Annotated in this window: 4 protein-coding genes; 2 read left to right on the forward strand and 2 right to left on the reverse strand. The window is 60.9% G+C overall.

What is annotated here, in order from left to right:
- Nucleotides 1–151: 151 nt before the first annotated feature.
- Both NW815_RS07810 and NW815_RS07815 read left to right on the forward strand, forming a co-directional pair.
- Nucleotides 152–946: a hypothetical protein gene (locus tag NW815_RS07810; RefSeq protein WP_414390040.1), complete on the forward strand. Its 795-nt coding sequence runs from the start codon at nucleotides 152–154 to the stop codon at nucleotides 944–946.
- A 209-nt stretch (nucleotides 947–1,155) separates the two neighbouring features.
- Nucleotides 1,156–1,413 carry a DUF2949 domain-containing protein gene (locus NW815_RS07815; RefSeq protein WP_414332300.1) on the forward strand — a complete coding sequence of 86 codons (258 nt, stop codon included), beginning with the start codon at nucleotides 1,156–1,158 and terminating at the stop codon, nucleotides 1,411–1,413.
- A gap of 30 nt (nucleotides 1,414–1,443) precedes the next feature.
- Here the strand turns inward: NW815_RS07815 and NW815_RS07820 are convergent, their stop codons facing one another.
- Nucleotides 1,444–4,653: an efflux RND transporter permease subunit gene (locus NW815_RS07820; RefSeq protein WP_414415873.1), complete on the reverse strand. Its 3,210-nt coding sequence runs from the start codon at nucleotides 4,651–4,653 to the stop codon at nucleotides 1,444–1,446.
- 63 nt (nucleotides 4,654–4,716) lie between these two features.
- Nucleotides 4,717–6,015 carry an efflux RND transporter periplasmic adaptor subunit gene (locus NW815_RS07825; protein ID WP_414390877.1) on the reverse strand — a complete coding sequence of 433 codons (1,299 nt, stop codon included), beginning with the start codon at nucleotides 6,013–6,015 and terminating at the stop codon, nucleotides 4,717–4,719.
- Between the last annotated feature and the right edge of the window lie 174 nt (nucleotides 6,016–6,189).

The following is a 6,189-nucleotide window of genomic DNA, read 5'->3' on the forward strand; positions in this document are numbered from 1 at the left end:
AGTTGCCATGCCGGCCCCTGAAACTCCCCCCGATCCCACCTAAGGCAAGCTTCCGCAAAAGCTGTAGCTCAATGTTAGATTGGAAGCAATCCAAGCCCTGTGAAATCCAACCATCGGCATTCCCCTGATCTTCGAGGCTACCGCACCGGCAATGGCGAGCAACTTTTCTTTCCGCTTCAAGCAATTTACCCAACGCCTCAGAGAAACCACCCAACTTCCCCAGTTTTTCACCGATCAAGCCACCAGTGAAACCCAAAACCTCGCTCGGGAGTTGGCTTTGGTTGGGGAATACGCCACTCAGCTTAGCCAAGTGGTGATGGAGGTGGACTTTCTCAACCAGCTCTACACCCGTCTTTTGAACGAGCGGGAAGTGTTGCAGCAGGAAAAAGATCACTTGGAAGCGCGGGTCTTTGAGTTGCAACAGGAACGCAACGAGACGGAGCCCCAGGTGATGTATTTGCGAGAGCAGCTCAGCCAGGCCAGCTTTCAACTGGAACAAACTCAAAACCGGGAACGCAGCCTCAGCGAGCGAGAACGACAGTTGTCGGAAATCGTAGCCCAACTGGAGCGACGGCGGGCTGTACTCAACCAAGCTATCGAAAACCTCACCAACCAAGAGGCCGATTACACCGTTCGCACCAAAGAACTGGAGGCGGTCGTCCGGGAAAACGAAAAGAAAGCCAAGCAGTACCTGGAAGCTGCCAACCACTACCGCGCCTACCTGGAAGAGCTCAATGCGCAAGTGCAAGAAACGCAAGCCAAGCTGAGAAGCCTTGGTGTCGAGCCCAAGCCCGCCGACCTGCCCCGACTTGAGGATCTGGAAAAACCCACCCCCATCCCAACACCGCCTCCTGCTTACACGCCGCCCCTTCCCCAACAGCCCCCTCCACCCCAGCAGAGTGGCTATTGGTCAGATAGTCCCTTCGACGACGACCCCTGGGGATAGACCGTCCTGCCAGGATCTACCTGCCAGGATCTATAAGCCAGCTTTGCGACAAAGCTCAGTCCTCTCTGCCCTAACCGGCCTTGGGAGGGCCTGGGTGGTCACATACCCTGGAAGAAACCTGTTGCAAGGGATCCGCAGGATCTCCACTGGGGATCCCGAGCCTCGAGATTCAATATTCAATTCGATGGGTTTCCTGCCCAGCCAAACCTATGGAACCGACCCTGCCGGATTTACAGGCCCTCAGCCAATGGGATCGACAGTTCTGCCAGTTTGCTGCCCAGCAGCAGCTCCTCAAGCCCAAACAACTGGCTTTGGCCCTGAAGATCCAGCGGCAGCAGCACGGCCCTCTAGCCTTGATCCTCTGGCAGTTGGGCTTTGTGGGCCTGCAACACCTGGCTCAGTTCTGGGAAAAAATGCCCGGCGGAGCCGAGCTCGAACTGCTCGAGGACAGGGCCTGCGGTGGATGAGAAAGCGATCAAGCAGATTCCCCTGGCTACCTACCCAACGCTGTCGCCACCAGGCAGCACCTCTTTGGGATCCTCCGGCGGCGGCAAATGCGCCAGATCCACAGGTGAAGGGGATCCCCCCAAAATTCGCACCTGGATCCCCTTGATCACGACATAGAGCACCGGCACCACCAGCAAACTGAGCATTGTCGAGACGAACATGCCGCCGATCACCGCCGTGCCCAGAGACTGACGGCTGGCGGCCCCGGCCCCGCTGGCCACTGCCAGCGGGAAAATGCCAAGTATGGTGCTCAAGGCCGTCATGAGAATCGCGCGGAAGCGGGTCTCTGCCGCCTGCACTGCAGCCTTAACCAGGGGGATCCCTTGGGCAACCAACTGGTTGGCAAACTCCACAATCAAGATGGAGTTTTTGCTGGCCAGCCCGATCAACATCACCAACCCGACTTGGCAGAAGACGTCGTTGGTCAAGCCCCGCAGCAGTTGCGCCAAAAGAGCCCCAAGAACCGCCAGCGGCACCGCCAACAAAATGATCAAGGGATCCACATAGCTCTCAAATTGCGCCGCCAGCACCAGGAAGACGAACACCGAGCCCAAAGCAAAGATCAGCGGCGCCTGTCCTCCCGAATCGATTTCTTCCAGCGACAGGCCCGACCACTCGAAGCCAAACCCCTGCGGCAACAACTGGGCGGCTAGAGTTTCCATAGCCCGAATCGCTTGCCCTGAGCTAAAGCCCGGCAGGGCGCTGCCCTGAATTTCCACCGAGCGGAAGAGGTTGAAGTGGTTGATGATGGCCGGGCTGGTGGTCTCCTCCACCTGAACCAGGGTGCTCAACGGCAAGAGCTGCCCCTGCCCACCCCGCACGTAGAACTGGCCAATGCTTTCCGGGTTACCTCGGAATGCTTGATCCGCCTGCACATAGACCCGGTAGTTGCGGTTGAACAGGTCGAAATCATTGACGTAGGTGCCCCCCAGCAGCGTCTGCAGCGTGCCGAAGACATCCAACAGAGGGATCCCCAACAACTGGGCCATCTCCCGATCCACCTGTACTTCTAGCTGCGGCGAATTGGCGTTGAAGGTGGGCGGGTTAATCCGCAAGCCCAAGGGGGGTTGGCCCGGCGGGGGCGGCGAGTTGCCCACAAAAAACAGGGTGTTGGCCGTCTGCTCCAAGAGGTTGAAATCGTTCACCCCCCGATCCTGAAGCTGGAAAGTAAACCCGCCCGCAACCCCCAAATTGGGAATGGCCGGCGGCAGGATCGGGATCACCAATGCGCGGCTGATCCCGCCCAAAAAAGGCCCAAATAGCCGGTTGACAATCGCTTGCGCCGATTGCTCCGGTTGCCGCCGCTCTTCCCAGGGCTTGAGGGTGGCAAAGATCAGCCCATTCCCCGGCGAGGGCCCGGTAAAGCTGAACCCCCCCACGATCACCCGATTTTCGATCTCAGGGATCCCCTCCAAAATAGCGGCGGCCTGCCGGATCACCCTGTCGGTATAGTTGAGGGAAACCCCCGGCGGCCCCTGGACAATGGTGATGAAAAAGCCCTGATCCTCATCCGGCACAAACCCCGTCGGCACAATTTGGAACAGCCAGTAGGTGAGGCCCAAACAGGCAATAAACCCCGTCACCACCAACAGCCGCAGCTTCACCACCAGCTCCAGCAGGCGGCAGTAGGCCGCTCGGATCCCTTCCACGGCGCGGTCAAACCAGCGCAGCAGCCAAAACATCTGCTCTGAGCGGGGGCGAATTAGCAGCGCCGACAAAGCCGGAGCCAAGGTAATGGCATTAAACGTGGACAGCGAAACCGACACGGCAATGGTGACGGCAAACTGCTGGTAGATGCGACCGCTGGTGCCAGGAAAGAAAGCAACAGGCACAAATAGCCCCAGCAGCACCAGCGTCGTGGCGATCACTGCCCCCAACACCTCGTTCATCCCCGCCGAGGCCCCCTGCAGAGGCCGCATGCCGCGGTCGCGGATGTAGCGGGAGATATTCTCCACCACCACAATGGTGTCGTCCACCACCAAGCCAGTGGCCAGGGTGAGGCCGAACAGAGTCAAAGTGTTGATGGAAAAGCCAAACAGGCGCACAAAGGCGAAGGTCCCCAGCAGCGCCACCGGAATTGTAACGGTGGGAATGAGGGTGACGCGCCAATCTTGCAAAAAGATGAACAGTACCAGCACCACCAGGGCAATAGCCTGCAGCAGGGTAAAAATCACCTCCTGCACCGACTCGGTAATGAACAGGGTGGCGTCGAAAGGGATCTCGTAGATCAAGCCGGGCGGAAAACTCTCCGCCAGCTGCGCCAACGTCTGCCGCACCTGCCGCGACACCTCCAGGGCGTTGGCATCCGGTTGTTGGGTGATGGCGATCCCCACCGCCTCCTGCCCCCCGATGCGGAAGAACGTATCATAGCTTTGCGCTCCCAGCTCCACCCGACCCACATCGGCAATGCGTACCAAACTGCCATCGGGGTTGGCCCTGAGGACAATCTGGGCGAACTCCTCCGGCTGTGACAGCCGCCCCGTTGCCTGGACGCTGATCTGAAACTCCTGATCCGGGGGGCTGGGCTGGCCGCCAATTTGGCCGGCGGGCACCTGGATATTCTGCTGGCGCACTGCGTTTACCACATCCAGAGCTGTCAGACCATAGCTGGCCAGCCGCGTCGGATCCAGCCAGATGCGCATGGCATAGGTGCGCTCCCCGAAAATGATGACATCGCTGACGCCGCGGATGCGCCGCAAAGCATCCCGCACAAACAGCTCCGCGTAGTTGCTCAAAAACAGCTCGTCGTATTCCCCCGCCTCTGAGCGCAGCGCCAACACCAGCACAAAGGCGCTGTCGCCGGCCTTTTCCACGCTGATGCCGTTTTGGATCACCTCCGCCGGCAGCCGGCCCTGGGCCCGCGCCACCCGGTTCTGCACATCCACAGCCGCCGTGTCCAGATCCCGATCCGGGCTGAAGGTAACGGTGATCTGGCTGGTGCCGTTGCTGCTGCTCACCGAAGAGAGGTAGCGTATGCCCTCGAGGCCGTTGATCTCCTGCTCCAGCACGTTGGTTACCGCCGTCTCCACCGTCTCGGCGTTGGCCCCAGGATAAACAGCAGTCACCCTCACCGCTGGCGGCGCCACCTGTGGGTAGTAGTCCACCGGCAGTAGGGGAATGCTCACCGCCCCCACCAGCACGATCAGGATGGAGCAGACGCTGGCAAAAACAGGGCGGCGAATGAAAAAGTCAACAAACATAGTCCAGCGCAGTGAGGAGTGAAAGGGGATAGCTGAGTTGGGAAACCGCCGGAGAGAGAGGACCTAGGGCGGGGATCCAGGAGGTCTCCCTCCCCCTTGTGGCTGCATCCTCTGCTGAAAAAGCACCTCATCGACAATCGGGGCGCCATCGCGGATTTTCTGCAGGCCGCTCAGCACAATTGGCTCATTGGCCTCCAAACCCTCCAGCACCTCATAGCTGTTTCCGTAGATGGATCCCAGCTGCACCGGCCTTTGCACCGCCACCGCCCCCGGGGGCATGCCCTCTGCTGGCGGCTCCGTTGTCTGCACCGTGTAGACAAAGGTTTGCGCCCCCAAGCGGGCCACCGCCGTCACCGGCACCAGCAAGGCCGGCCGCTCCTCCCAGATGACCCGAGTCCGCACAAACTGGGCCGAGCGCAACTGGCCGGCAGGGTTCTCCAGAAGAGCCTTGGCCAGCACCGATTGCGTGGCGGCGTTGGCTTCGGGAGCAATGAAAGAGATTTGGCTGCTGCCGATCACCTCGCCGCGGCTATCCAGGATCTGCACCGGCGTGCCAATGCGCAGCTGGGGGGCCCGCTGCAACGGGATGTTGAGGTTGAGCTCCAGCGCCTGGGTTTGGGTCAAGGTGGTCAAAACCGTCTGAGGCGTCACGTAGTCCCCTTGCCGCACCAAAACATCCCCCACAATGCCGGCAAAGGGAGCTGTAACCTGGAAAAACTGCAGTTGCACCTGTTGCCGCTCCGCCTCGGCCTGGGCTCGCTGCACCTCCCGCTCTGCCCGCAAGATCGCGGCCTCCTGAGCGCGGATCTGCTCCTGTTGCGCCGCCAAAGCCGCCTCCGCCTGGCGCAGGTCGCGGCTGGATTGATCCGCTTGCGCCTGGCTGATGGCCCCCTCGGCCAAGAGGCGCAGGTTGCGCTCGTGCTGCTCCCGGGCAAACTCCGCCGCTGCCTCCAGCCGCAGCCGATCCGCCCGCAACTGGCTGAGCACGGCCCGGCCGCTCTCCAGGTTGGCTTGGGCTGCGGCAATCCCCGCCGTTTGGCCGGCCACCGCTGCCTGTTGCTGCCGGCTGTCGATCTCAAAGAGAGGGGCTCCGGCAGCCACTTGGGATCCCAGCTGCACGAACACCTGGGTCACCTGTCCACTGACCTGAGGGCGGATACTGGCCACCTGCTGGGATCCGAGGCTGGCCATGAACTCTGAAGTCTCTTCGATTTGCTGTTCCTCTACCCTGCCGACGGCCACTGGTGTGGGTTGGCCTTCTCCGCCCCCTTCACCCCCTATGCTGCGAGGTGGCCCGCCGGGCCGGCAAGCAGCTACCAAGAGAGAAAGGCACAACAGCGGCAGAGCTGTTCGCAGTTGCATCGTGAACCTGCCTCCCTAACGGCTATCCCAACAGAGGGATCCCACCTCTGCATTGACTCAATCAACCAGGGTACTGAGACTGTGCCCTGCTGCGCCTGTGCAAAAGCGCTGGCCATCCTTCCCAATCCATAGCTAGGGTGGATGCGTGACATCCTCCCGGCGCTCGTCCTGTGG

It is taken from the genome of Synechococcus sp. R6-7 (genome assembly GCF_047461695.1).
GTDB lineage: Bacteria > Cyanobacteriota > Cyanobacteriia > Thermostichales > Thermostichaceae > Thermostichus.

What these genes read in the sequence shown, in the direction of transcription:
- NW815_RS07815 (WP_414332300.1), top strand. Translation starts at nt 1,156, where the DNA reads ATGGAACCGACCCTGCCGGATTTACAGGCCCTCAGCCAATGGGATCGA.
- NW815_RS07820 (WP_414415873.1), bottom strand. Translation starts at nt 4,653, where the DNA reads ATGTTTGTTGACTTTTTCATTCGCCGCCCTGTTTTTGCCAGCGTCTGC.
- NW815_RS07810 (WP_414390040.1), top strand. Translation starts at nt 152, where the DNA reads ATGGCGAGCAACTTTTCTTTCCGCTTCAAGCAATTTACCCAACGCCTC.
- NW815_RS07825 (WP_414390877.1), bottom strand. Translation starts at nt 6,015, where the DNA reads ATGCAACTGCGAACAGCTCTGCCGCTGTTGTGCCTTTCTCTCTTGGTA.